The following is a 22,976-nucleotide window of genomic DNA, read 5'->3' as shown; positions in this document are numbered from 1 at the left end:
CCCTTGGCGTTGTTGAGGGTGTCGACGAGTCCGGCCTGCTTGACGGCGGTGACCAGGGTGGAGAGGGCCGGGTTGTTGGAGGCGGCGGTGGCGACCGGGTCCTTGGCCATGCCGTCGAAGGAGCCCGCGCCGTCGGTGGGAACGCCGGCACAGGCCGGGCCGAACGGCTTGTCCATCGCCATCGACGCGTCCGGCGTCGCAGCCTGCGAAGCGGCCGCCGTGCTGCCGCTCTTGTCCGCGGAGGATCCGGCGGCGGAGTCGCTGCCGGAGTCGGAGCAGGCGGACAGAGCGAAGGGCAGAACGGCCGCAGCGGCGACGGCGAGAGCGGTACGACGGATGCGAAGCGTGCTGGACACGGGGGGTCTCCTGGTGAGTTCTGGCGTTTCAAGAGGAACGGGACGTCTGGGGGCTTCCGGCCGGGACGCGACCGGAACACACCCCTCATTCGCCGCGCTCCGTCCGGCGGATTGGTCGAGTTGGCTCCCCGCTGCCGACCGGCCCGCCGCAGGAGGCCGGTATCGCTCGATCGGGTGATGGCGGAGGTGCCGTGCCGCCGCCCCCGGGCAATCCGTACATAGGTCCGCTACGAAGAGGACGCAAGACAGCGGAGCGACCACGGCCGGCCCCCGACGCGGGCCGGTCCTTCCCTCGTCGAAAGAGCGGTTGATGGCATCGAGGCACAAGCGCGGGCGCGGTCACTTCGGCGCCGGGCCGCGGCCCGGATCCCGGCGACGCGGGACCGGACGCCGATGACGCAGCCACTGCGGTTCGAGGGTGCGGACGCGGGCGGGCCGCGGCTGGAAGAGGTGATGGAGCGGGTGGCCCACGGGGACAAGGAGGCCTTCGGCGTCCTGTACGACGCGGTCGCCGGCACGGTGTTCGGGATCGCCGTCAAAGTCGTGCGGGACCGGGCCCAGTCGGAGGAGGTGGCGCAGGAGGTGATGATCGACCTGTGGCGCCAGGCCGCCCGCTACCGTCCCGAGCAGGGAACCGTCATGACCTGGGTGGCGACGATCTCCCACCGCAGGGCGGTGGACCGGGTCCGCTCCGCCCAGGCCTCCGCGAACCGCGAGTACGCCGACGCCGTACGCGACCGGCCGAGGCCCTTCGACGTGGTCGCCGAAGAGGTCGAGACCCGGCTCGACAGCGAGCAGGTGCGCCGCTGTCTGCGGGGACTCACCGAACTCCAGCGCCAGGCCGTCACCCTGGCGTACTACCAGGGCCTGACCTACCGCGAGGTCGCGGACGCGCTGCGCTCGCCGCTTGCGACCATCAAGACCCGGATGCGCGACGGACTGATCCGGCTGCGCGACTGCATGGGGGTGACCACGTGAAACACGAAGAGGACCTGCACACCCTCGCAGGCGCGTACGCCCTGGACGCGCTCACGGGCAAGGAGTACGAGGCGTTCGCCGCGCACCTCGGGCACTGCCCGGCCTGCGCGCAGGAGGTCGCCGAGTTCGCGGCGACCGCCGCACACCTGGCCGAGGCGGCTCAACTGCCCGCGCCCGACCGCATGAAGCAGGTGGTGGTGCACCGCATCGAGGGCGTCCGTCAGCTGCCCCCGCGCACCCAGACCACCGCCGCCCCGGCCCGGCTCACGGCCGTACTGACGCGCAGGGCCGGCCCGTTCGTCGTCGCCGCCGCAATCGCCCTCGCCGCGAGCTTCGGCGGACTCGCCGTCTGGCAGCACCAGCAGACCGAACAGGCCCGTACCCGGGCCCAGCACACCGACGAACAGGCCCAGGAGCTGGCGGCCGTCATGACCGCCCCCGACGCCAGGACCGTGCACGGACGCACCACCACGGGAGCCGCCACCACCGTGGTCACCTCGGCGCTGCACGACAAGGCGGTCTTCGTCGGCGCCGGGCTGCCGGTTCCGCCGGCCGGCAAGACCTACCAGCTGTGGTTCGACGACCGCGGCACCATGCGCCCCGCAGGTCTCCTCGGCGGCGACGGCGCCACCGTCATGCAGGGCGGCCCCGCGGGCGCCCGGGCGGTCGGCCTCACCCTCGAACCCGCGGGTGGCTCCGCCCGGCCCACCAGCAGCCCGCTGCTCCTCCTCGCCCTCCCCGCCTGAGCTTCTGCGCGGGCCGGGAACGGTTCGGCCGGATGCGGGCAAGGGCTCACCCCTTCGAGGGAACAGGCCATCCGGGGCCAAACCGCCCGCGATGTCACGCCGAAGAAGGTGCGCGGACCCGGTCCGGGTTCGCAGGCGCCCAGCGCCGCTCGAACAGCAAGGAGAACCCCTCATGTCTCGTCTCCTGAAGAGTGCAGGTCTCGCGCTCGCCGTCGGTATGGCCGTCATCGGCGGCGCGTCCGCCGCGTCCGCCGACGCCGGTGCGTCCGGAGTCGCCGCCTACTCCCCGGGCGTCCTGTCCGGGAACCTGATCCAGATCCCCATCCACATCCCCATCAACGCGTGCGGCAACAGCGTCAACGTGATCGGCCTGCTCAACCCCGCCTTCGGCAACACCTGCGTCAACAGCTGAACGTCCCCGGCCCCGGTTCGTCCCGGGGCCGGCCGTCCGGCGGCCCGTCCGGCGGTCCGGCCCGCGGTCCGTCCGGCGGTCCGGCCCGCGGCCCGGGCCGGCCGGGGCGGAAGGCGCCGGGTGGTGACACGGAGGGGAGCCGCCGCCCCCCCATATCCAGTTCGGCATTCTGGATCCAGTAATTCGGTTTCGGAATTCGGCAGGCGGGGTCCTGCTGTATTCGGCTGCATTGCGGAAACGATTCTCTCCTCGCTCCGGGCCGCCTCCGCACCTTATTGCGCACTTCTTGCAATAGCGGGTGGATCCCTGATCGGCCTAGCGCGCGCAGCGCGTGTCGCGGAAATTCCATAATCCCGAATTTCATCCGGTTACGGCTGTGGCCAGGCGTTTTGCTTACACCGCGGTACCGGATTTCCGACGGCTACCTCTAATAGCGGCATGCGCGGGCCCCGGTACGTGCTTTCCTTCCGACTGCGCGGTCTGCATGCAAAGTCGCTGCGCGAGGCCGGCGGGCCTTGATACTGCCGCCGAAGTCTCACGGGCGCATTGTCCGACCGAGTGGTCACCCCACCTGTATGCCCCTTCAGCCGCCGTACCGGTGTGTGCGGTGGGCAGGGGGTCGCAGTCGAGAGGAACAGCCTTGAAGTCCATCCCCGCACGGCCCCGTTCGCGCCGTGTGCTCAACCACTCCCTTCTCGTCCTGGGCGCCGGCGCGCTGGCGGCCGGCCTCGCCGCCCTGACGCTGGCCCCGGGGGTCAGTTCCGCGTCCAGCCACCGCGAGGCGCCGCTGATCGCGGGCGACCCGCGTGCGGACAACACCGACGTGTACGCGTACACGAGCCTGGACCGCCCCGACTCGGTCACGCTGCTGGCGAACTGGATCCCGTTCGAGGAGCCCAACGGCGGACCGAACTTCTACGCGTTCGGCGACGACCTCCGCTACAACATCAAGATCGACAACACGGGTGACGGCGTCTCCGACATCACCTACACCTGGCGCTTCCGCAACAGCTACCAGGACGCCGCCAACCAGTTCCTCTACAACACCGGCCAGGTCACCTCGCTGACCGACCCGGACCTCAACTTCCGCCAGGTCTACGACCTCGTGGTCTCCCACGGCAACGAGAGCAAGGTCCTGCTCTCGAACGTGCCCGCGGCCCCCTCGCGCGTCGGCCCGGCCTCCATGCCGAACTACGCCGCCCTGCGCAACCAGGCCATCCGCAACGTCCCCGGCGGCGGCAAGACCTTCGCCGGCCAGGCCGAGGACCCGTTCTTCGCGGACCTGCGCGTGTTCGACCTCCTCTACGGCGGCAACCTGTCCGAGCGCGGCCAGGACACCCTCGCCGGCTACAACGTCAACTCCGTCGCCCTGCAGATCCCCAAGTCGCAGCTCGCGCTGAAGGGCGACCCCGCCCGCAACCCGGTCATCGGCGTGTGGTCGACCACCGACCGCCAGGGCGTGCAGGTCTCCGACTCCCGCGACAAGCACGGCGACAAGTGGAAGCAGGTTTCCCGCCTGGGCAACCCGCTGGTCAACGAGGTCGTCGTCCCGATCAAGTACAAGGACGCCTTCAACACCCTCAACCCCGACCAGGACCGCACCGTCCAGCCGGTCGTCGACAAGGTCCTGGACCCGATCCTGCCCAAGCTGATCCAGCAGGTCTACGGCATCCCCGCCCCGGCCACCCCGCGCAGGGACCTCTTCGAGATCTACCTGACGGGCATCTGCAAGGCCTGCGGACCCATCCAGGCCGACCTCAACGCCCACCGCCTCAACAAGGACGCACGCCTGCGGGACATCGTGCCCGCGGAGGAACTGCGCCTGAACATGGGCGTGCGCCCGAACCCCAACCCGAACCGCTACGGCGTCCTCGCCGGCGACCTCGCGGGCTTCCCCAACGGCCGCCGCCTGACCGACGACGTCATCGACATCTCCCTCCAGGCCGTCGAAGGCGCCGCCCAGACCGGCCAGCTCGTCCCGGCGCTCGCCGACGGAGACAAGGTCAACGCCAACGAGGTGCCCTTCGGGAACTCCTTCCCGTACCTGGCCCTGCCCCACACCAAGTCCGTCAACAGCGGCCCCACCGCCATGGGTCGCACGACCAACTGACGCGCTCTCCGGGCGGGGACCGAGGCCGGTCCTCCCGTTCCCGCCCGGAGCCGTCTTTCTTCGAACCCACCGGGGAGGATCCTGTGCACCGGCCCGAAGACACACCCGCCCGCGCGACCCGGCACCGCAGACACCTGCGCAACACCGCGATCGTCATCGCCCTGGGCGTGGTCATGTTCACCGTCGGCGCCGTCGGCCTCTCCCCGGCGGGCACCGGCCCGCCGGACGCCTCCCCCTCGGCGTCGTCCGGCCCGGCCCGGGCGCGGGGCACCGAGGCGCTGCGCGAGCGCGTACGCCGCCTGCCGAAGGATCCCGACAGCTGGGCGGACCTCGGCATGGCCCTGGTACAGCAGGCCCGCACCACCGCCGACCAGGCCACCTACGCCCAGGCGGAGACGGCCCTGCGCCGCTCCCTCGCCCTCCAGCCGGACGGGAACCTCCACGCCGAGATCGGCATGGGCGCCCTCTCCGCGGCCCGCCACCGGTTCCGCGACGCCCTCGACTGGGCCCGCAAGGCCGTCGCGACCAGCCCGGCCACCCCCGCCGCCTACGGGGTACTGGCCGACGCCCGCACCCAGCTCGGCCAGTACGGGGAAGCGGAGGACGCGGTGCAGAAGATGGCCGACCTGCGCCCGGACAGCGCCTCCCTGGCCCGCGCCTCGTACGCCTGCGAGCTCCGCGGCGACACCGACCGGGCCACCGCCCTCATGGAACGCGCCCTGCGGGCGGCCGGCACCCCCGGCGAGCGCGCCTTCGCCCACACCCACCTGTCCTCGCTCGCCCTCGACGGCGGAGACCCGGCGACCGCGCTGCGCCAGGCACAGACCGGGCTGGCCATCACCCCGGGCGATACGGGCCTGTTGGAGGCCCGGGCCAGAGCCCACGCGGCCCGTGGGGAGTCCGGGCGGGCGGTCGCCGACTACACCGCGGCCATCGCCGCGGCCCCCCTGCCCCAGTACCTGCTGGGGCTCGGCGAACTCCAGCAGGCCCACGGCAACAAGGAACAGGCCGAAGCCCAGTACGCCGTCCTGCGCGCCCAGGAAACACTGCGCCGGGCCGCCGGCGCACCCGCCGACGTCGACGCGATCCTCTTCGAGGCCGACCACGGCGACCCCCGGCACGCGGTGACCCTCGGGGAAGCGGCCGTACGGGAGCGGCCGTTCATCGCCGTCCACGATGCCTACGCCTGGGCCCTGCACCGCGCCGGACGCGACGAGGAAGCCCTCGTACAGGCCGAGCGGGCGCTCGCGCTCGGCACCCGCAGCGCGCTCTTCCACTACCACCGCGGCGCCGTCCACCAGGCCCTCGGCAACACCACGGCCGCCCTGCACGACCTCGAACAGGCGCTGGCCATCGACCCCTCCTTCCACCCGCTGCACGCCCCCGCGGCGCGCGAAGCGATCCGGCGAATCGACGGCACCCCATGAACCCCGACCACCGCCGGCGCCTTGCCGCCGCCCCGCTCGTGGCCGCACTGCTCACCCCGCTCGCGCTGATCGCCTCCGGCGCCCCCGCGGCCGCCCATCCCCTGGGCAACTTCACCGTCAACCACTCCACCCACCTCACCCTGCGTCCCCACGCGGTCGAGGCCGAGATCGTGGTCGACCGCGCGGAGATCGCCGCGGCACAACAGCGTCCGCTCATCGACCAGGACGACAACGGAACCCTCACCGCGGACGAGCAGAGCACCTACGCGGACCGGGCCTGCGCCACCCTCGCCGGGCAACTCGCCACCTCCGTGGGCGGCGTGCGCGTCTCATGGGACCGCAGCAGCAGCGGGCTGACCTTCCACGCCGGTGAGGCCGGGCTCACGACCAGCCGGCTCGTCTGCCGACTGCGCGCCGACGCGCAGCTCACGGCGCCGTCCGGTGTCCGCGTCGTCACGCACTACGACACCCAGCGCATCGGCTGGCGGGAGATCACCGCCGACGCCGAGGGGCTCACCCTCACCGAATCCACGGTCCCGGCCGTCTCGCCCACCGACCGGCTGCGCCACTACCCGCGCGACCCCCTCGCCGCCCCGCTCGACCAACGCGGCGCCGCATTGCGGACCACCCCGGGGCAAGGCCCCGCGAGCCGGATCGTGCCGCCCGGCCTGCCCGGCGCGGGACCCGTCACCGCCGCCCTCGACAAGGTCTCCGCCCGCTTCGACGCCCTCGTCGGACGCCGCGAACTGACCGTCCCCGTCGGCCTCCTCGCCCTGCTCCTCGCCGTCGTACTGGGCGCCTCCCACGCGGCCATGCCCGGGCACGGCAAGACGATCATGGCCGCCTACCTGGCGGGCCGCCGCGGCACCCCGCGCGACGCCGTCACGGTCGGCGCCACCGTCACCCTCACGCACACCGCGGGCGTCCTGGCCCTCGGCCTCCTCCTCCCGCTGGCGACCCACCTCGCAGGGGAAGCGGTCCTCACCTGGCTCGGCCTGGCCAGCGGGCTCCTCGTCACCGCGATCGGCATCCGGCTCCTCCACTCCGCCCTCCGCGGCCGAGGGCACGACCACGGGCACGGCCATGGACACAGCCACGGGCACAGCCATGGACACGGGCATCACCACCATGACGGCGACCACGAGCACGGCCATGGCCACGGCCACGGCCACGGCCACGAGCACGATGCGGATCACGGGCGAGGCCGCGACGTGGTGCCCGGCCTGCCGTCCTCACGGCGTGCCCCCGACACCGTGCCGGCGGCCGGCACCACCGTCGTACTGACCAAGGCCGGCACCGTGCCCCCGCACGATCACCACCACCACGGCGAAGCCGACCACCCGCACACCCGTACCCCCGCCCCGCGCCGCCGCTGGACCCTCATCGGCGTCGGCATCGCCGGCGGACTCGTCCCCAGCCCCTCGGCCCTGGTCGTCCTCCTCGGCGCGGTCGCCCTCGGCCGGACGGCCTTCGGCGTCCTCCTCGTCATCGGCTACGGCCTCGGCATGGCCGCCACGCTCACTCTCGCCGGCCTGCTCCTCGTACGGCTCCGGGACCGGATCACCGTCCGTACCACCGCGAGGGCTTCGGCCCGGCTGAGGTCGCTGGGGCGCGTCGGACCCGTCCTCACCTCCGCCCTCGTTCTGCTCGTGGGGCTCGGACTCGCCGCCCGGGCCGTCGCCAGCATGTGAGCGGAGGCGCCCGAGACCATCCGCATTTCATACCAATCCGGTGGTTTCCTGCCGCCGAATCACAAGGTGGGAGGAGTGGGCCTGCCACTCACGGCGCCAGGTCAAACGGCCTCGGGGCGCAGGGGCGAGGGGTACGAAAGGAAGTGCTGTGATGACCGCACGAACGATCGGACGCAGTCTTGCCGCCGTCGTCCTGGCCGCCGGCTTCGGTGTGGCGGGCGCGGGCGTTGCCGGGGCCGCCCCCCAGTCCCACCACAGTGACCGGGGATCGTGGGGCACGGTGACCTCCCGGATCGAGCTCAATGTCCGCCAGCACCCGTGGACGCATTCCCACGTGGTGTGGAGCCTGGCTCCGGGAAGCCACGTCAAGCTCGCCTGCCAGCAGGACGGCTGGTACCACCTGGCCGACAAGTCCGGCTGGGTCGATGCCCGTTACGTCCACGCCCACGAATGGGTCCGCTACTGCTGACCGGAGCCGACGGCCCGGATCACCGTTTGCCGCCGTCCCGCGCCGCCTTCACCCGAGGCGGCGCGGTCCCCGGACCGTGAAGCGTGCTCGCACCGGCAGGGAGCGGGGTGTGAGCACGCTGTGGACCTCGGGCAGGGTGGCCGTGGCCAGGGCCCGCAGAATCCGTTCGGGCGAGGCGGTGTCGTCGACGACGATCCGGGTGCGCAGCCGCGCCTTGGCCACGGGCCCGTGCAGGGTCGTGCGCGCGGTGGTCACGCCGGGCAGTGCGAGGAGGCGGCCGCTCACCGCGGCGGTGACAGCCCGCCCGTCGACCGTGCTGTGGCGTGTTTCCAGCGGGAGCCGTCCGAGCGTGCGCCGGCGCAGCTGGAGCAGGAGCAGCAGCAGACCGGCGGCGGCGAGCGCCGACAGGACCAGGACGGCGGTGGTGCGGGTCGCGGGTTCGATCCAGCGGAGGGAGCCGCCGCGCACACGCGCGGCCCACGGCGGCAAGGCGGCGCCGACGCCGGTGGTCGCGGTGAGGACGGCCGTCGCGGCGCCCAGGAGCGTGCAGCCCCCGGCGAGCAGAACGAACCGGTTGACGGCATTACGCGTGCGGTCCATCGGCCTCTTCTTCCTTTCCTGCATCGCCTGCATCGCCTTCGTCACCTTCGGCGCGCGGTGTGCGAGCCGCCTGCCAGGAGGGGTCCGGGCGCAGCCGGACGCGGATGCGTGGCGGTGGGGCCAGAGCCAGGTCCCGTACCGCGGCCTCGACGGCCTCGTGGACGCCGCCCAGGGCCCCGGCCTTCTCGCCCCGGGTGAAGAGGGCTCGTACGGTCACCCGCCGCCGGCCCACCCGCACCCGGACCTCGGCGATGTCCGGGAGGCGGGCGAGCGCGGCCCGCACGTGACGGGAGGCCGACCGGCGGCTGATGACGGCCCGGACCTCCGTACCGGAGCCGGACATCGTCAGGTCGCCGCGGCGTCCCGGGGTGAGCGCCAGAACGACCATCCACAGGCCGGCCGTCCCCAGGGCCGTCGCGGCCCAGAACGGCGTGGTCGCCGGGCCGTGGCGGGCGAGCCAGTCGACGAGCCGGGCCTGCCACGCCGCGTCCCGCAGCAGGACGGCGGCGCCGCCCGAGGCCAGGGCGGCCAAGAAGGCGACCGGCAGCCTTCGTTCGGACCACGCACGCGCGGGCCCGGGACCGTCCACGACCGGGGTTTCGTTCGCGACGGGTGACCGGGCCGGCGCGGCGAGTTCCCGCACCCGGATGCGGGGGGCCTGGATGTGCAGGCCGGTCAGGTGGGAGGTGCGTGCGGCGACGTGGTCCTGCACGGCCTGCGCGGTGTCGCTCGCCGAGCCGCGGTAGGCGAGCACGACGCCGACTCCGACGTCCGCCGACCGCCCGCGTACGGTCGCCGTCGTGTTCGACACCCGGCCGCCGAGGGCCGTGAGGGTTTCCCGCGCGGACTGCTCCGCGATCTTGCGGACGACCCGCCCGGCGACCGTGGTCGTACCCCGGTCCCGCGCCGTCACAGCCGGTCCCGGTCCCGGGTGACCAGCAGCGCGCGCAGGTCGCCGCCGTGCTCCAGGAACCGGCCGGCCGCGAAGCCGAGCGCCCCGAGCGCGGCGACGAGGAGGAAGGCGCCGAAGCCCCCGAACCAGCCGGCGAACGCCAGCGCCATGCCCACCAGGAGCCCCAGTACGTCCTTGCTCATCGCTTCATCCTCCACGTGGTACCGAATACGGGCGGCCCGGCCGGCTCGCGCGGGTCACTCGACGCGGGTGTCGGCCTGCATGCCGGGCTCGTCGTCCTGAGGGAGGTGGACGTCGTTGACGGCCACGTTCACCTCGACGACCTCCAGGCCGGTGATCCGCTCCACCGCGGCGATCACGTTCTCGCGCACGTCGCGGGCCACATCGGTGACCGGGACGCCGTACTCGACGACGAGTTCGACGTCGATGGCCGTCTGACGCTCGCCCACCTCGACCTTGATCCCGCGTCCGACGTTCGGACGGCCGCCGGGCACGCGGTCGCGGACGGCGCCCAGGGTGCGGGACAGACCGCCGCCCATGTCGTGGACCCCGGGGATCTCGCGGGCGGCGATGCCCGCGATCTTGACCACGACGACGTCGGCGATGGACGTCTTGCCGCGGGTGGACGCCGGTTCCGACACCCCGCTCTGCCCGGTGCTCAGCGTCGTGGTGGCCGTGGTGCCCGAGGTGCCCGTGGTGCTCTTGCGGGCGGTCGGGGTGATGGCCGGCGTGGTGGCCGGGGCCAGGTCCTGGGTGCTCATCGGACTCCTCAGAAGACGTCGACGGTGAAACCGCGTTGCCTACGTTCGACACCGGCCGCGGCAGTCCTGTGACGCACCGGTTCCGAATCAGACGGCGACGGCGCCACGGAATTCTCCGCCGGTCCCCGTAACGAAGGGGATGCACGCGTGTCCAACGTAGGGAACGTGAAGGGAGCGAGTGGGTGACGGCTGAGCAGGATCCAAGGCCACGGCGGCCCGGAGCGGCGGACCGGTCCGACGACGCCCTCCTCACCGTCCGGGCGGCGGAAGGGGACGAGGAGGCCTTCGAGACGCTGGTCCGCCGGCACGGGCCGGCCATGCTCCGGCTGGCCTCCCAGCTCCTGGGCAACAGGTCCGAGGCCGAGGACGCCGTCCAGGACGCCTTCATCAGCGCCTGGCGCAAGCTCCCCGAATTCCGGGGCGAGTCGGGATTCGGCACCTGGCTGCACAGGATCGTCAGCAACCGCTGCCTGAACACCCTGCGCGCCCGCCGTCCCGCCACGGACATCGACGAGCTCCCCGAGCAGGCCGCACCCGAACACCAGAGTTCCCCCGAGCGCGCCGCGGAGTCCCAGGCCGCCGTGCACGCGCTGGGCAAGGCGATGGCGGTCCTGTCCCCGGAGCAGCGCGCCTGCTGGGTCCTGCGGGAGATCGAGACGATGCCGTACGAGACGATCGCGGAGACGGTCGGAATCAGCCAGGAAGCCGTACGGGCCAGAGTGTTCCGGGCGCGGCGCTGTCTGACGGAGGCGATGGTCGCATGGCGATGAACGAATCCCACCTGCCACAGCAGGACCCGACGGCCGATGACGACGAGGGGTTCCTGCCCTGCGGAAGGGACCTCGCGGCCCTGTGGGACGAGCAGGACCAGATCCTGCGGCGCCCGCACGCGCAGCCCGCCGACGCCCACACCGCCCGGTGCGAGCACTGCACCGCGGCGCTCGAGGACTTCGCACGGCTCCGCAGCGCCGTCGCGCGCGACCGGCAGGACACCGGCGAGGACTGGGAAGCCGGCGCGGCCCGGCTCACCGCGAGCATCATGGACGTCGTACGCCTGGAACTGCGCCCCGGTCACACCCTCGCCCTGGGCGAGGCCGACGAGGACGCCTGGATCTACGAAGCCGTCGCCGCCCGGACCTTCCGCGCGGCAGCCGAACGGGTCCCCGGGGTCCGTGCGGGCAGTTGCCGCGTCAGCCCCGGACCCGCCGCCCGCCCCGGGAGCCGGACGCGGACACCCGCACGGATCCGCATCGAGGTCACCGTCGGCATGACCCGCGCGCTCCAGGAGACCGCGGACCGGGTCCGCCGGCAGATCACGGCGGCCGCCGGACAGGACCTGGGCCTGCCGGTCGCCTCCATCGACGTGACCGTCACCGACCTCCACCACGAACCCGCCGACGAGGAACTCGATGACCACGGCCAATGACCGCGAAGCGACCCACACGGCGATCAGCCGGGCCGTCCTGGCCGTGCCGGGCGTCGCCTTCCTCAAGCCCGCCCTCGGCGACCTCCTGCGCACGGCGGCCACTTCCAGAGCGGGCCTCCACCCACCGGGCGCGCCCGTGCGCCGCACCGCCGGCGTCCGCATCACCCCCACCCGTCAGGGAGGGGGGCCGGCCGTCGAGGTCGAGGTCGTCCTCCTGCGCGGACACCGGGCCCTGGACGTGACCCGCGCCATCCGCGCCACGGTCCAGGCCGCCCACCCCTCCGCGCAGGCGATCCCGGTACGCGTCACCGTGACCGGGATCGTCTGAGGAGCGGCGGCGGGTCAGCCGGCCCAGCCCGGCAGCCAGGTGTTCAGGAGGACCAGCATCAGCGCCCACCCCCCGATGGCCGCGGCCACCCCGCCCATCCACGGCACCCAGCGGGCTTCCGGCACCAGGGCCACCGCCCGCGAGCGGCTCACGGCCGCCGCCACCGGCGCCGGGGGCGGCGGCGCCACCGCGCCGGACGGGGAGGCTCCGCCGCCGGGAACGGCCGGCTTCCGCTCCCCGGGCGCCGACGCCCGGGGAGCCGGCGCCGGAGGCACGGAGCCCTCCGGGCTGCGGCTGGCCGGCAGCACAGCGGTACGGGGCTGGATGTCGGCGCGCTGGGCAAGGCCCTGAAGGAAGCGGCGGTACGCCTCGCGGCGCTTGCCTCTGGGCTCGCTGCGCCCCGCCTCCCACGAGCGTACGGTCGCCGCCCGTACTCCGAAGGCCACGGCCACCTGCTGGGGCGTCAGGTCCCACATCTCCCGGAGCCTGCGGCGTTCACCCGGAGCGGGAAGGGAAAGGAAGGCAGCGACTCGGGGCGACTGCCGGGACAGCGTGTGCGAAGACGTCATATCGGTAGGACAATCCGTCCGCGGCTCCGTTACGGGCGCGATTGCAGGATCACCCGTTTGTCGGACCGGATGGCCGGACCGCCCCGGGGAGCGCGCCGCTCCAGGCGCGTTCCGCGACGGGCGGGCCGTTCCCGAGGACCGCGTCGACGGCCTCCACCGTGACGCGGTGCCATCGGCCGGCGTCCCGGAGCATCGAATGGCCGCCACGGGGCATCCGGATCCCCTCGACCCGGGCCCCTGCGCTCCGGGCACGGGTGAGGCAGGCCCAGGTGTCCGCCGCGGCGGTGACCCGGTCGGCTTCGTCGTGCAGGGCGATGACGGTACGGCCGCGCAGGTGGCCGGTGGATTCCGAGGCGGGCCACCAGGGCGCGAGGGCGACGACCCCTTTGACCTGCGGGTCGGCGGCCGCGCGCAGGGCGGCGCGGCCGCCCATGGAGTGGCCGACGAGGACGACGGGAACCGGACCGGCCAGGGCGCGGAGCTCGTCGAGCGCGCGCAGCGCGTCGGCCACCGGATGGGCGTGCGCACCGTTCCAGCCGCGGTGCCGGTAGCGGACGTGGGCGATCAGCACGGCCTCGTCGAAGGTCTCCCGGAGCAGCGCGGAGGCGAACGGACGCATCCGCAGCGACGGAAGGTTCAGCCGGGGCGGCGCCTGCAGCGCGTCCGCGCGGCCCCCGTGGAGCAGGAGGACCGCCGCCTCCGACTGCCGCGGCAGCCGGTGGCGAAAGACCGGGACCAGGGCCGGGGCCGGGTCCTGCGCGACGCCGTGCAGACGGTTCACCGGCTTCCACCGGACGCGGCGTCCATCCCCGAGCCGCCTTCGCGGGTGGGCCGGACCGCGAGGAACTGGTCGACGCCCATGCGGCCCTCGGCGAAGGCGAGGGAGGCCCCGGCCAGGTAGAGCCGCCACACCCGCCCCGTGGTCTCGCCGACGAGGTCCTCGACGTCACCCCACCTGTCCTCCAGGTTGCCCCGCCAGGCGTCGATGGTCCTGGTGTAGTGCTCGCGGAGGGACTCCACGGAGCGGACCTCCAGGCCGGCGGACTCCAGCAGGTCCGCGGTCCGGCCCAGGGGACGCATGTGCATGTCGGGAGCGATGTACGTCTCGATGAAACGGCCGCCCCCGGGGGCGTTGGCCCCCCGGGACATCTGCTGGATGAGCAGCCGGCCTTCCGGGCGCAGCGCCGCCCGCAGCATCCCGGCGAACTCCGGGTACTCGGCGTCCCCGACGTGCTCGCCCATCTCGACGGCGGCGGCCGCGTCGTAGCCTCCGCCGTCGATGTGCCGCCAGTGCCGCAGCTGGACGTCCACCAGGCCGGCCACACCCTCGCGTGCGGCCCGGGCGGCGACGAAGTCCCGCTGCGCCGCGGACAGGGTGACCGCGGTGACCCTCGCCCCGTGCTCCCGGGCGGCGTGGACCGTGAGGGAGCCCCAGCCGCAGCCGACGTCCAGGAGCCGGTCCCCGGCGCGCAGCCCGAGCTTGCCGCAGATCAGCTCCAGCTTGTCGGCCTGGGCCTCGGCCAAACCGTACGAGGCGTCCGCGGGGCGGGTCCAGTAGGCGCAGGAGTACGCCATCGTGGCATCGAGCAGCACGGCGTAGAACGCGTTGGACAGGTCGTAGTGGTGGCTGATCGCGGCCCGGTCCCGGGAAGCGCTGTGGAGCCGCCCGCTCAGACGGGCGCGGCCGTGCGGGCGCCGGGGAGGGGGCCCCGCGGCGCCCAGTCCGGCGGCGAGCACGGTGGCCGAGGCCAGCGCACCCGCGCCCGGCCACCGGATCCCCTGGTCGCGGACCGACCGGCCGGCCCGGCCGAGGGCCTGGGCCAGGTCGCCGTCGACGTCGATGTCACCGGCGACGTACGCCTCGGCGAGCCCGAGCTCGTTCGGCTGCCACAGCAGTCGGCGCAGCGCGTCGGGCCCGCGCAGGGCTATCAGGGGCATGTCCGCGGGCCCGGCCTCGCTGCCGTCCCAGGCGCGCAGCCGCACCGGGAGCGGTCCGTCGACGAGGTGGCTGAGGAGGTCGGCCAGGCGGTCGGCTGCGGGCCTCATCGGAATAGTCCCTCCGTGGGAGAACCTGAACGGTGTCGAGGTGGCGGAAAGTCGAGCCGGCGTGCCGACGTCGTGGGGGATTCGCGGCGAACCGCGGCGCGGATTGGTCCGAACGTGTCCGGTCCGCCTCCCCGGCCCCCTTCTCCCTCGCGGGGAGGATCGAGGCCGGCCGCAGCACCGCCTCCACCGCTCCCCGCAGCAGCTCACTTGGGGCTGAGGACCGTGTCGATGATGTTGACGGTGGCGTTGGCGGTCTGGACGTCACCGCAGACGATCTTCGCCTTGCCGTTGACGGTGAAGCTCTCGCCGGATCCGGCCGTGCTGAGCGAGCCGCCTTCCAGGGTCTTGAACGTGCCCGCGCCGAGCTGCTTCGGGGTGATCTTCTCGCCCACCACGTGATAGGTGAGGATCTTGGTCAGTTCGGCCTTGTCGGCCAGGATCTTGTCCAGGTCAGCCTTCGGGATCTTCGCGAAGGCCTCGTTGGTCGGCGCGAACACGGTGATGCCCTTGGCGTTGTTCAGGGTGTCGACCAGGCCGGCCTTCTTGACCGCCGTGACGAGCGTCGACAGGGCGGGGTTGTTGGACGCGGCGGTGGCCACGGGGTCCTTGGCCATGCCGGCGAGACTGCCGGAGCCCTCCTTGGGCACCGAGGCGCAAGCGGGTCCGAAGGGATCGGTCTGCTGCGGTGCGGCGAACGCCGGGGCCGCCACGCCCAGGGCGATGGGGAATGCGAACGCTGCTGCCGCGAGCGCGGCGGACCGGCGTACGTGGTGAGTGTTCATGTGCTTCTCCTCGTGGAGGCGGGTCCGACGGTCTGCCCCGTCCGGAGCCCGCTTGTCCCTCTCACCCGTTCATTCGCAGCCGGAAGGCCTTTCGGTTGCTGGAGAAACATACGAAATAATCTCTATGCGACTATTGCCCCTTTCGCCTGGAGGTCGCCCGCTCCGAGAACGCCCGGTGGTGCGCGGGTGCGGGCCGGCCATTGCCCTCCTGCCGGTGGTGGGCGAGGATCGGCCGGGAATCTTCGCCCTCGGGAGGGTCTGCGTGTCCGAAGTCAAGGCCGAGCTGGACCGGTTGATGCGTGTCTTCCTCGGTGCGTTCACCAATGCCGGAGGCGGGCGGCCGGATCTGGGCGCCATCCGAGAGGTGTTCATTCCCCAGGGGATGATCATCAAGAACGTCGGGGCCGAGCCCGTGATCTACGACCTCGACGGCTTCATCGAGCCGCGCGAGAAGATCCTCACCGACGGGACGCTGACGGAGTTCCGCGAATGGGAGGTCGCCGAGCGCACCGAGGTCTTCGGTTCGGTCGCGCACCGGTTCAGCGAGTACCGCAAGTCCGGATACCTCGACGGAGCGTGGTTCGAGGGCACCGGCCACAAGACCACGCAGTACGTCCGCACCCCCGGCGGCTGGCGGATGAGCGCGATGGCCTGGGACGACGTGGCCCCGTAGACACAACCGGCCCCCCGCGGACAGCGGGGGGCCGGACGTGCGGGGGAGCGGTTACGCGACGGGCTGCTGCTGGGTGACGCAGTGGATGCCGCCGCCGCCCCCGCCCAGGCTGTCGATGTTCAGCTGCACGACCACCCGGCCGGGGAAGAGCTGCTGGAGGGTGGCCTTGGCCGCGGCGTCGGCGCGGGTGTCACCGAACTGCGAGGAGATCACCGCGCCGTTGCACACGTAGTAGTTGGCGTACGAGCCCACGAAGTCGGGGTTCGTGGAGCGGATCTTGTCGTAGTCGGGGCCCTGGAGCCTGGTGACCGCGATCGGGCTGCCCTGGGCGCTGGTGGAGGTGGACAGGATCTGGTACTGCTCGCGCGCGTCCTTGGCCCAGACGTCGTTGTCGCTCGCGAGCGGCATCTGGACCAGGCCCCTGCCCGCTTCGAGGAACCGGGACGTGGCGTCCACGTGGTCATCGGTGATGTCCTGGCCGGAGATGCCCTTGAACCAGATCACCTTGGACGCGCCGTAGGCGGCGCACAGGGCCGCCTCCAGCTGCGCCTGGCTCTTGTTGGGGTTGCGGTTGGAGTTGATGAGGGAACTGCGCGTGGCCATGAGCGTGCCGGCGCCGTCCGTCTCCACCGAGCCGCCCTCGCCGACGAACGAGGCGGTGCTGAACGCCACCCCGGCGTAGGCGGCGACGCGGCTCGCCACCAGGGCGTCCTTGGCGTGGCTCTGCTTGTTGCCCCAGCCGTTGAAGTTGGTGCCGAACGCATCCAGTCCGCCCGCCCCGTTGGTACGGAACACCGGCCCGCTGTCACGGATCCAGCAGTCGTCCACGGGGATCGAACTGATCACGGTGACCGAGGTCCCGCAGGCGCTCTTCGCCTTGGAGAGGCTCGCGGGGTTGGCGAGCATCACGACCGGTTCGTACTTCGCGATGGTCTTCGCGATGAGCGCGATGTTGGCCTGCACCCCCGACAGCTGGTTGCCCCAGATGGAGGTCCGGTCGGGCCACGCCATCCACGTCCGGGTGTGCCGGACGGTCTCGCACGGTACGGCGAAGGCCCCGGCTGCCGCCGCCGACGGCCGGCCGGCCGCGAAGGCCTGCCCGCCCAGCGATGCCAGAGCGGCGCCCGCGGCCGTGAGACCGGCCGCGGCCAGGAACCCTCGTCTGTCCAGCTTCCCTGCTACGTGCTCGTTCATCTCTGATCTCCGATCAGTTGTGCCTGGTGGGGTGATGAACCGCTGGGTGATGAACCGCCGGGCCGCGGGAACCGCCGTTCCCACGGCCCCCCTCACAGCGCGCGGCGCGCGGCGGCGATGCTCCGCGGATCCCACCCCGGACGGGGTACGGACTCCAGGAGCAGGCGCGTATAGGGGTGCTGGGGGTCGGCGAGGACCTCCTGCGTCGGACCCGACTCGACGATCCGGCCGCTCCGCATGACGATCACGTCATCGGTCACGCAGCGCACGACGCCGAGGTCATGGGTGATGAACAGGTAGCCGATGCCGGTCTGTTCGCGGATGTCGAAGAGCAGGTTCAGGATCTGCGCCTGCACCGAGACGTCCAGGGCGGCCACCGCCTCGTCGAGGACGAGGACGGCAGGCTCCACGGCCAGCGCGCGGGCGATCGCCACGCGCTGGCGCTGCCCTCCCGACAACTGCCGGGGCAGCGCGTCCGCCTCGCGGGAACCGAGGCCGACCTGGTCGAGCAGTTCGGTGATCCGGCGCGCGTGATCGGCGCCGGGGAAGTGCAGGGCGAGGGTCTCCCGCAGGGCCGCGCCCACGGTGGTGCGCGGGTCCAGGGACAGGAAGGGGTCCTGGAAGACCATCTGGACCTCACGGGCCCGGGCGAGCCGGCGCGCCTTGCCGCGCGCGTGGTCGCCCCGGTCGCGGCCGTGGATCAGCACCCGGCCCTCGTCCGCGTGTTCCAGGCCCACCACGATGCGGGCCGTGGTCGTCTTGCCCGAACCGGACTCGCCGACGATGCCGAGGGAGCCGCCCTCGGCCAGCCGGAACGACACGTCGTCCACGGCCCGGACGCTTCCGTAGCTCCGGTGCAGGCCCAGGACTTCCAGGACGGTCTTCGTCGCGGCGGCCGTGGTGCCGGCGCTCGCGCCGGTGGCGGTGCTCATGGGTGGAGTTCCTTCCGCTGGGTGCCCGTCCGTTCCTGTTCGGCGATCAGCTCGCCGTGGTGGCAGGACGCGAGCCGGTCCGGTTCCCCGGCCACCGGGAGCAGGGCCGGAGCCTCCCGGGTGCAGACGTCGGTCGCGAGCACGCAGCGCGCGGCGAAGGGGCAGCCGCTCAGCTCCTCCCGCAGGCTCGGCGGACGCCCCTCGATCGCGGCGAGCCGCCCGCGGGGTGCGTCCAGGCGCGGGGTGGAGTTCAGCAGGGCCGCCGTGTACGGGTGCCGGGGCCGGGCGAACAGCTCGGCGGCCGGGCCCGATTCCACGATCCGGCCCGCGTACATCACGTACACCCGGTCGCTGATCGCGGCGGCGAGCCCGAGGTCGTGCGTGACGAACAGCAGCCCCGTTCCGAAGCGTTCGCGCAGATCACCGAGGAGGCCGATCACCTCGGCCTGGCTGGTGACGTCCAGTGCCGTGGTGGGTTCGTCGGCCAGGATCAGGGCGGGATCACCCATCAGCGCCGCCGCGATCACGACGCGCTGCAGCATGCCGCCGGACAGCTGTCCGGGGTACTTGCGCAGGGCGCCCGCCGTGAGGCCGACGGCCTCCAGCATGGCCACCGCCCGCTCCTCGGCGACCGCCTTGCCCGCCTTGGCGTTCAGCCGCAGGCTCTCGGTGAGGAAGTCCCCGACCCGGCGCATCGGGTTGACCGCCGCCCGGGGGTCCTGGAAGATCATGGCCGCCGTGCTGGTGCGCAGCACCCGCAGCCGGCCCGGCGACATGGTGAGCACGTCGTCCCCGGCCACCCGTACCTCGCCCTCCGTACGGGCCCCTTCGGGCAGCAGCCCCAGCACGCTGCGCGAGGTCAGGCTCTTGCCCGAGCCGGACTCGCCGACCAGCGCCACGGTCTCCCGGGGGCCGACGGTGAGCCCGACGCCGTCGAGGACGGGCCGCACGGCTCCCGGCAGACGCAGCCGCAGGCCCTCGATCTCAAGGGTGTTCTTCAGAGTCATCGCGCCCTCCGGGCTACCTTGTCGGCCCAGTTCTCGCCGACGACGTTGAAGGCGACCACGGTCAGCACGATGGCCGCGCACGGCACGATCGCGGAGAGCGGGTAGCCGGCCTGGATGGCGGCGTTGCCGTCGAAGACCATGCGGCCCCAGTCGGGGGTCAGGGCCGGTACGCCCAGCCCGAGGAAGGCGAGGCCGGCCAGGTCGATCAGGGCGTAGCCGAAGTTGATCGCGGACTGCGCGAGGACGACGGGCATGACCGCGGGGACCACGTGGCGCAGGCAGATCTGCGCCCCGGAGTGTCCTTGCACGCGGTACGCCTCCACGTACGGGCGGGCGCGCTCGGCGAGCACGAGGGAGCGGGTCAGCCGGCTGACGTACGGCAGGTAGGCGATGGCCAGGGCGATGACGGGGGCCAGCAGGCCCTCGCCGTAGACCGAGACGATCAGGATGGCCAGCAGCATGCCGGGGAAGGCGAAGACCAGCTCGGTGCTGCGGGAGAGGACCGAGTCCAGCCAGCCGCCCCGCCAGGCGGCGGCGGTGCCGATCGCCACGCCGGCCACGGTGGAGAAGACGACCACGCCGAGCGGGCCGAGCAGCGAGGTGCGGGCGCCCAGGACCAGCCGGGAGAAGGTGTCGCGCCCGGAGGCGTCGACGCCGAGGAGGTGATCGCCGGAGGGGCCCGCGAGGGCGTTGCCCAGGTCGACCGCGTTGGGATCGTAGGGCGCGATCCAGGGGGCGAGCACCGCGACGACGACCACGAGGGCGACGAAGCCCGTACAGAGCAGGGACAGGGGGGCGCGGGAGGTCCGGAGCCGGGCGAGGCCCGGCCGGCGCACCAGGACGGAGCTCACGAGGCCTTCTTCGCGGAGCCGAGGGTGACCCGGGGATCGACCAGCGGATGGAGCAGGTCGACGACGAGGTTCACCGTCATGAACAGCGCGACCATGATGAGGGAGATGGCCTGCACGGTGGGGAAGTCCTTGGTGGTGGTGGAGAGTTCGAGGAGCTGGCCGATGCCGCCCACGCTGAAGGCGGACTCCACCAGGACGGTGCAGACCAGCAGGGTGGAGACGATGAGCCCGCCGGTGGTGAGCACGGTGCCCAGCGCGTTGCGGAAGACGTGGCGCCGGATGACCTGGCTCGTGGAGACGCCGCGGCTGCGGGCGACCGTGACGTGCTCCTGGCCGAGGATTTCGAGCATCGCGGCCCGGGTGACCCGGGCGAGCATGCCGATCAGGTACAGCGCCAGGGCCACGGCGGGCAGGGTCAGGTGCCAGAGCATCCCGCCGAACCCCTCGCCGGTCCCGCCGGTGGGGAACCAGCCCAGCTTCACGGCGAACAGGCCCTGCAGCAGGACCGCCGCGACGAACGAGGGGGTGCCGATGGCGACGGTGGTCGTCACCAGGATCGCGGAGTCGGCCTTCCCGCCGCGGACGGCGCCGATCCAGCCCAGGAGCAGCCCGAACACGAGGACCAGTACGAGCGCCATCGACATCAGCATCAGGGTGTTGGGCAGCCGGTCCGCGAGCAGCCGCGACACGTCCGTGCGGTACGTGATCGAGCGGCCGAAGTCGCCCTGCACCACCTGGCCGAGCCAGTTCAGGTACCGCACCGCGAAGGGGTCGTCCAGGTGGTAGTGCTCGTTGATCGCCTGCAGTGCCTCCGGGGAGGCCGAGCGGCCGCCCAGGAGGAAGCTCGCCGGATTGCCCGGAGCCAGGTACAGCGCGCCGAAGATCACGAAGGAGGCGCCGAGCAGGGTGGCGGCCATCTCGGCCAGCCGCCGTGCGGCGAAGCGCAGGAAACTCATCGCGCGGCCGCCCCGACATCCGCGGCCCACGGGTAGTAGAGGTAGGAGATGGTGGTGGGCGCGCCGGTGATCCGCTTGTTCAGGAAGACCGCGGTGGGCCATTCGGCGACCGGGATCCACAGGACCTGGTCGGAGGCCTTCCTCTGGAGTTCGGCGGCCGCCGAGAAGCGCTTGGCCGGGTCCGACTCGGCCCGGGCCTTGTCGGCCAGCGCGTCGTAGGACTCGTCGCTGTAGCCGGCGTAGTTCTGGTAGGCCCCGGTCTGGAAGTTGCTCAGCATGTCCATCGGGTCGGTGATGGAGTCGTAGTACGTCTCCGGGAACATGTCGATGCCCTCGCGCGCCGCGGGATCGGTGAACAGCGAGGTGAAGGCGTTCGGGGCGATGGTCTTCAGCTGGACCTTCAGGCCGATCTTGGTGCCGGCGTCCTGGATGGCGGTGGCCAGCACCGAGACGTCCTGGCCGATCGAACTGGTCGCCACCGTCAGCGTCTTGCCGGTGGCGCCGGCCTCCTCGATCATCCGCTTGGCCGCCTCGACGTTCTGGTCGGGGGAGGGCAGGGTGTCGAAGGCGGACGCGCGGATGGCGGGGGGCGCGGCGGCCCAGATCGCCTTGGTGGTGAGCGAGCTGGTCACGGTGCCCGCGCCGCCCAGGCCCGCCTTGACGAAGCCGCGGCGGTCCAGGGCCAGGGACAGGGCCCGGCGGACGCGGACGTCGCCGAGCGCGCCCTTCATGCTCGTCACGTTGACGTTGACGGTGCTCAGGCCCTCGCCGAAGTAGAGCGTGCCGGCGCCGCTCGCGCGCAGCCGGTCGTAGCTCTCGGTGGGGATGAGGTAGCCGCCGTCGGCCTCGCCGCTCAGCATGGCGTTCGTACGGGCGTTGGGGTCGGTGAGGAAGGTGAAGACGGCCTTCGCGGACTTGGCCTTGGTGCCCCAGTAGCCGTCGAAGCGCTGGAGCTCGATCGACTGGCCCTTGTTCCAGGTGCCCAGCTTGAAGGGGCCGGTGCAGTCCAGGCTGCCGCTGGTGCCGTAGTCCTCGCCCGCCTTCTGGATCCCGGCCTTGGAGGCCACGACGCCGGCGGCGGTCGCCATGTACTGGGGGAACTGCGAGTCGGGCTGCTTCAGCTTGACGGTCACCTGGAGCGGGCCGGTCTTGGTGACGGACTCGACGTTGGAGAAGTTGCTGTTCCAGGCGGCCCCGTTCTTCGGGTCCATCTGACGGCCCAGGCTGTGGACCACGTCGTCGGCGGTCATCGTGCCGCCGTCGTGGAAGCGCACGCCCGCGCGCAGGTCGTAGATCCAGGTCAGGTCATTGGGGTTGGTGGCCTTCTCGGCCAGTCCCGGAGCCATGGTGAGCTGCGGGGTCCACCGCATCAGGCTCTCGCAGACGTTCGACAGGATCGTGTTCGCCGGGTAGTCGAAGGCCGATATGTAGTCCAGCGTCGGCGGTTCCGCGTACACGGCCCAGGTGAAGGAGTCGATCTCACCCGCGGCGGCGGGGGTGCCGGCGGACAGCTTGAAGGCCGTGTCCTTGCCGCCTCCGCCGCCCTTGGGCGGCCCGGAACATGCGGCCACCAGGCTGAGGGCGGCCAGCGCGGCGACGGGCAGGACGTATCGGCGGGAGGCGGCCGCGGCAGCGGGGGCGGGGGCGGTGCGGCCGGCGGACCTGGCGGCTCTGGACCAGGGAAGGGATCTGGGCATCGGGGCTCTCTCTTCCATGCGGGGCGGGGAGGTACGGGCAGGCGGCGAGCGG

The 22,976-nt window shown here is 72.7% G+C and carries 25 protein-coding genes and 1 pseudogene; 11 read left to right on the top strand and 15 right to left on the bottom strand.

Annotated elements, in window-relative coordinates:
* Positions 1-356 (bottom strand): annotated as a pseudogene (locus tag ACWCP2_RS32145) (fasciclin domain-containing protein); the annotation flags it as partial.
* 393 nt (positions 357-749) lie between these two features.
* Between ACWCP2_RS32145 and sigK the strand changes: the two are divergent.
* From sigK to ACWCP2_RS32110, 7 genes are all read left to right on the top strand, one after another.
* A complete protein-coding gene (gene sigK, locus ACWCP2_RS32140) occupies positions 750-1,334 on the top strand; it encodes an ECF RNA polymerase sigma factor SigK (protein ID WP_450912081.1) in 585 nt (194 codons plus the stop codon).
* Positions 1,331-2,080, top strand: a complete 750-nt coding sequence (locus ACWCP2_RS32135) for an anti-sigma factor (protein WP_450912080.1) — start codon at positions 1,331-1,333, stop codon at positions 2,078-2,080. The genes sigK and ACWCP2_RS32135 overlap by 4 nt, the downstream gene beginning before the upstream one ends.
* A 172-nt stretch (positions 2,081-2,252) precedes the next feature.
* Positions 2,253-2,492: a chaplin gene (locus ACWCP2_RS32130; protein WP_450912079.1), complete on the top strand. Its 240-nt coding sequence runs from the start codon at positions 2,253-2,255 to the stop codon at positions 2,490-2,492.
* Between the two features lie 640 nt (positions 2,493-3,132).
* Complete coding sequence (locus tag ACWCP2_RS32125) at positions 3,133-4,602, top strand: DUF4331 domain-containing protein (RefSeq protein ID WP_450912078.1); 1,470 nt, start codon at positions 3,133-3,135, stop codon at positions 4,600-4,602.
* Between the two features lie 83 nt (positions 4,603-4,685).
* On the top strand, positions 4,686-6,029 hold the full coding sequence (locus ACWCP2_RS32120) for a tetratricopeptide repeat protein (protein WP_450912077.1): 1,344 nt from the start codon (positions 4,686-4,688) through the stop codon (positions 6,027-6,029).
* On the top strand, positions 6,026-7,720 hold the full coding sequence (locus ACWCP2_RS32115; protein WP_450912076.1) for a nickel transporter: 1,695 nt from the start codon (positions 6,026-6,028) through the stop codon (positions 7,718-7,720). The genes ACWCP2_RS32120 and ACWCP2_RS32115 overlap by 4 nt, the downstream gene beginning before the upstream one ends.
* Positions 7,721-7,871: 151 nt before the next feature.
* Complete coding sequence (locus ACWCP2_RS32110) at positions 7,872-8,189, top strand: SH3 domain-containing protein (RefSeq protein ID WP_450912075.1); 318 nt, start codon at positions 7,872-7,874, stop codon at positions 8,187-8,189.
* Between the two features lie 48 nt (positions 8,190-8,237).
* On the opposite strand, the gene ACWCP2_RS32105 is transcribed toward ACWCP2_RS32110, so the two are convergent.
* The 4 genes from ACWCP2_RS32105 to ACWCP2_RS32090 are packed head-to-tail and all read right to left on the bottom strand — an operon-like array spanning position 8,238 to position 10,463.
* Positions 8,238-8,789, bottom strand: a complete 552-nt coding sequence (locus tag ACWCP2_RS32105; RefSeq protein ID WP_450912074.1) for a hypothetical protein — start codon at positions 8,787-8,789, stop codon at positions 8,238-8,240.
* Positions 8,773-9,702 (bottom strand): DUF6286 domain-containing Asp23/Gls24 family envelope stress response protein, encoded by a 930-nt coding sequence (locus ACWCP2_RS32100; protein WP_450912073.1) that lies wholly within the window; start codon positions 9,700-9,702, stop codon positions 8,773-8,775. The genes ACWCP2_RS32105 and ACWCP2_RS32100 overlap by 17 nt, the downstream gene beginning before the upstream one ends.
* Positions 9,699-9,884: a hypothetical protein gene (locus ACWCP2_RS32095; protein ID WP_450912072.1), complete on the bottom strand. Its 186-nt coding sequence runs from the start codon at positions 9,882-9,884 to the stop codon at positions 9,699-9,701. The genes ACWCP2_RS32100 and ACWCP2_RS32095 overlap by 4 nt, the downstream gene beginning before the upstream one ends.
* 54 nt (positions 9,885-9,938) lie before the next feature.
* Positions 9,939-10,463 carry an Asp23/Gls24 family envelope stress response protein gene (locus tag ACWCP2_RS32090; protein WP_450912071.1) on the bottom strand — a complete coding sequence of 175 codons (525 nt, stop codon included), beginning with the start codon at positions 10,461-10,463 and terminating at the stop codon, positions 9,939-9,941.
* Between the two features lie 182 nt (positions 10,464-10,645).
* Between ACWCP2_RS32090 and ACWCP2_RS32085 the strand changes: the two genes are divergently transcribed.
* From ACWCP2_RS32085 to ACWCP2_RS32075, 3 genes are read left to right on the top strand one after another with little or no spacing between them, the layout of a single operon-like run.
* Positions 10,646-11,233 (top strand): RNA polymerase sigma factor, encoded by a 588-nt coding sequence (locus ACWCP2_RS32085; protein ID WP_450912070.1) that lies wholly within the window; start codon positions 10,646-10,648, stop codon positions 11,231-11,233.
* Positions 11,224-11,889, top strand: a complete 666-nt coding sequence (locus ACWCP2_RS32080) for an Asp23/Gls24 family envelope stress response protein (RefSeq protein ID WP_450912069.1) — start codon at positions 11,224-11,226, stop codon at positions 11,887-11,889. Before ACWCP2_RS32085 ends, ACWCP2_RS32080 begins: the two co-directional genes overlap by 10 nt.
* Entirely contained in the window at positions 11,873-12,217 is a 345-nt protein-coding gene (locus ACWCP2_RS32075; protein WP_450912068.1) for an Asp23/Gls24 family envelope stress response protein, read from the top strand. The genes ACWCP2_RS32080 and ACWCP2_RS32075 overlap by 17 nt, the downstream gene beginning before the upstream one ends.
* Positions 12,218-12,231: 14 nt before the next feature.
* Here ACWCP2_RS32075 and ACWCP2_RS32070 read toward each other — a convergent pair whose 3' ends face one another.
* From ACWCP2_RS32070 to ACWCP2_RS32055, 4 genes are all read right to left on the bottom strand, one after another.
* The gene (locus tag ACWCP2_RS32070) at positions 12,232-12,693 is read right to left on the bottom strand and encodes a hypothetical protein (RefSeq protein WP_450912067.1); all 462 of its coding nucleotides are present in this window, start codon (positions 12,691-12,693) and stop codon (positions 12,232-12,234) included.
* Positions 12,694-12,835: 142 nt separating this feature from the next.
* Complete coding sequence (locus tag ACWCP2_RS32065) at positions 12,836-13,558, bottom strand: alpha/beta fold hydrolase (RefSeq protein WP_450912086.1); 723 nt, start codon at positions 13,556-13,558, stop codon at positions 12,836-12,838.
* A 5-nt stretch (positions 13,559-13,563) separates the two neighbouring features.
* On the bottom strand, positions 13,564-14,832 hold the full coding sequence (locus ACWCP2_RS32060) for a class I SAM-dependent methyltransferase (protein ID WP_450912066.1): 1,269 nt from the start codon (positions 14,830-14,832) through the stop codon (positions 13,564-13,566).
* 203 nt (positions 14,833-15,035) lie between these two features.
* Entirely contained in the window at positions 15,036-15,614 is a 579-nt protein-coding gene (locus ACWCP2_RS32055) for a fasciclin domain-containing protein (protein WP_450912065.1), read from the bottom strand.
* Positions 15,615-15,876: 262 nt separating this feature from the next.
* On the opposite strand from ACWCP2_RS32055, the gene ACWCP2_RS32050 reads away from it, so the two are divergent.
* The gene (locus ACWCP2_RS32050) at positions 15,877-16,287 is read left to right on the top strand and encodes a DUF4440 domain-containing protein (protein WP_450912064.1); all 411 of its coding nucleotides are present in this window, start codon (positions 15,877-15,879) and stop codon (positions 16,285-16,287) included.
* Between the two features lie 51 nt (positions 16,288-16,338).
* Here the strand turns inward: ACWCP2_RS32050 and ACWCP2_RS32045 are convergent, their stop codons facing one another.
* The 6 genes from ACWCP2_RS32045 to ACWCP2_RS32020 all read right to left on the bottom strand — a co-directional run bounded on the left by ACWCP2_RS32045 (position 16,339) and on the right by ACWCP2_RS32020 (position 22,924).
* A complete protein-coding gene (locus tag ACWCP2_RS32045; protein WP_450912063.1) occupies positions 16,339-17,481 on the bottom strand; it encodes an agmatine deiminase family protein in 1,143 nt (380 codons plus the stop codon).
* A gap of 92 nt (positions 17,482-17,573) precedes the next feature.
* A complete protein-coding gene (locus ACWCP2_RS32040) occupies positions 17,574-18,413 on the bottom strand; it encodes an ABC transporter ATP-binding protein (protein ID WP_450912062.1) in 840 nt (279 codons plus the stop codon).
* Positions 18,410-19,420 carry an ABC transporter ATP-binding protein gene (locus tag ACWCP2_RS32035; RefSeq protein WP_450912061.1) on the bottom strand — a complete coding sequence of 337 codons (1,011 nt, stop codon included), beginning with the start codon at positions 19,418-19,420 and terminating at the stop codon, positions 18,410-18,412. The genes ACWCP2_RS32040 and ACWCP2_RS32035 overlap by 4 nt, the downstream gene beginning before the upstream one ends.
* Positions 19,417-20,271 carry an ABC transporter permease gene (locus ACWCP2_RS32030; RefSeq protein WP_450912060.1) on the bottom strand — a complete coding sequence of 285 codons (855 nt, stop codon included), beginning with the start codon at positions 20,269-20,271 and terminating at the stop codon, positions 19,417-19,419. The genes ACWCP2_RS32035 and ACWCP2_RS32030 overlap by 4 nt, the downstream gene beginning before the upstream one ends.
* Positions 20,268-21,227, bottom strand: coding sequence for an ABC transporter permease (locus tag ACWCP2_RS32025; RefSeq protein WP_450912059.1), 960 nt, complete (start codon positions 21,225-21,227; stop codon positions 20,268-20,270). Before ACWCP2_RS32025 ends, ACWCP2_RS32030 begins: the two co-directional genes overlap by 4 nt.
* Complete coding sequence (locus ACWCP2_RS32020) at positions 21,224-22,924, bottom strand: ABC transporter substrate-binding protein (RefSeq protein ID WP_450912058.1); 1,701 nt, start codon at positions 22,922-22,924, stop codon at positions 21,224-21,226. Before ACWCP2_RS32020 ends, ACWCP2_RS32025 begins: the two co-directional genes overlap by 4 nt.
* Positions 22,925-22,976 lie beyond the last annotated feature (52 nt).

It is taken from the genome of Streptomyces sp. NPDC002104 (assembly GCF_053593795.1).
This window is presented reverse-complemented; position numbering and strand designations above follow the sequence as displayed.

What these genes read in the sequence shown, in the direction of transcription:
- sigK (WP_450912081.1), top strand. Translation starts at nt 750, where the DNA reads ATGACGCAGCCACTGCGGTTCGAGGGTGCGGACGCGGGCGGGCCGCGG.
- ACWCP2_RS32130 (WP_450912079.1), top strand. Translation starts at nt 2,253, where the DNA reads ATGTCTCGTCTCCTGAAGAGTGCAGGTCTCGCGCTCGCCGTCGGTATG.
- ACWCP2_RS32115 (WP_450912076.1), top strand. Translation starts at nt 6,026, where the DNA reads ATGAACCCCGACCACCGCCGGCGCCTTGCCGCCGCCCCGCTCGTGGCC.
- ACWCP2_RS32110 (WP_450912075.1), top strand. Translation starts at nt 7,872, where the DNA reads ATGACCGCACGAACGATCGGACGCAGTCTTGCCGCCGTCGTCCTGGCC.
- ACWCP2_RS32105 (WP_450912074.1), bottom strand. Translation starts at nt 8,789, where the DNA reads ATGGACCGCACGCGTAATGCCGTCAACCGGTTCGTTCTGCTCGCCGGG.
- ACWCP2_RS32095 (WP_450912072.1), bottom strand. Translation starts at nt 9,884, where the DNA reads ATGAGCAAGGACGTACTGGGGCTCCTGGTGGGCATGGCGCTGGCGTTC.
- ACWCP2_RS32090 (WP_450912071.1), bottom strand. Translation starts at nt 10,463, where the DNA reads ATGAGCACCCAGGACCTGGCCCCGGCCACCACGCCGGCCATCACCCCG.
- ACWCP2_RS32080 (WP_450912069.1), top strand. Translation starts at nt 11,224, where the DNA reads ATGGCGATGAACGAATCCCACCTGCCACAGCAGGACCCGACGGCCGAT.
- ACWCP2_RS32075 (WP_450912068.1), top strand. Translation starts at nt 11,873, where the DNA reads ATGACCACGGCCAATGACCGCGAAGCGACCCACACGGCGATCAGCCGG.
- ACWCP2_RS32070 (WP_450912067.1), bottom strand. Translation starts at nt 12,693, where the DNA reads ATGTGGGACCTGACGCCCCAGCAGGTGGCCGTGGCCTTCGGAGTACGG.
- ACWCP2_RS32060 (WP_450912066.1), bottom strand. Translation starts at nt 14,832, where the DNA reads ATGAGGCCCGCAGCCGACCGCCTGGCCGACCTCCTCAGCCACCTCGTC.
- ACWCP2_RS32055 (WP_450912065.1), bottom strand. Translation starts at nt 15,614, where the DNA reads ATGAACACTCACCACGTACGCCGGTCCGCCGCGCTCGCGGCAGCAGCG.
- ACWCP2_RS32045 (WP_450912063.1), bottom strand. Translation starts at nt 17,481, where the DNA reads ATGAACGAGCACGTAGCAGGGAAGCTGGACAGACGAGGGTTCCTGGCC.
- ACWCP2_RS32040 (WP_450912062.1), bottom strand. Translation starts at nt 18,413, where the DNA reads ATGAGCACCGCCACCGGCGCGAGCGCCGGCACCACGGCCGCCGCGACG.
- ACWCP2_RS32035 (WP_450912061.1), bottom strand. Translation starts at nt 19,420, where the DNA reads ATGACTCTGAAGAACACCCTTGAGATCGAGGGCCTGCGGCTGCGTCTG.
- ACWCP2_RS32025 (WP_450912059.1), bottom strand. Translation starts at nt 21,227, where the DNA reads ATGAGTTTCCTGCGCTTCGCCGCACGGCGGCTGGCCGAGATGGCCGCC.
- ACWCP2_RS32020 (WP_450912058.1), bottom strand. Translation starts at nt 22,924, where the DNA reads ATGCCCAGATCCCTTCCCTGGTCCAGAGCCGCCAGGTCCGCCGGCCGC.